1 protein-coding gene is annotated in these 348 nt (G+C 50.6%); it reads right to left on the reverse strand.

Going from position 1 to position 348, the window contains the following annotated elements:
- Nucleotides 1–106 precede the first annotated feature (106 nt).
- Nucleotides 107–348, reverse strand: a 242-nt coding sequence (locus H261_RS24485) for a sensor histidine kinase (RefSeq protein ID WP_008622995.1), incomplete at its 5' end; no start/stop codon positions are given.

A 348-nucleotide genomic window follows, 5' to 3' on the forward strand; every position in this document is an offset into this window, starting at 1 on the left:
ATGTTGGCACCATCGGCGACGGCGGCGATCAATTCGGACTTGTTCATGTGCCCCTCCCTACCAAACAAAAACGGAATGACTAACAGCCATCATTTATCAAACGGATTCACTCAGGCGTCGGCAAGGTAAACAGGAAAGTCGAGCCGCCTGAAGGTGATTGCTCGACCCAAATCTCGCCCCCGTGCCGCTCGACAATCTTCTTGCAGACAGAAAGACCGATCCCTGTTCCCTCGTATACCTCTCGGGTATGAAGTCGCTTGAAAAGCAGAAAAATTCGGTCGAAGTATTCTGGTGCGATCCCGATACCATTATCTTGAACAGAGAAGGTCGCCTTCTCATTATCGAGAC

Origin of the sequence: Paramagnetospirillum caucaseum (genome assembly GCF_000342045.1) — a bacterium.
Classification (GTDB): Bacteria; Pseudomonadota; Alphaproteobacteria; order Rhodospirillales; family Magnetospirillaceae; genus Phaeospirillum; species Phaeospirillum caucaseum.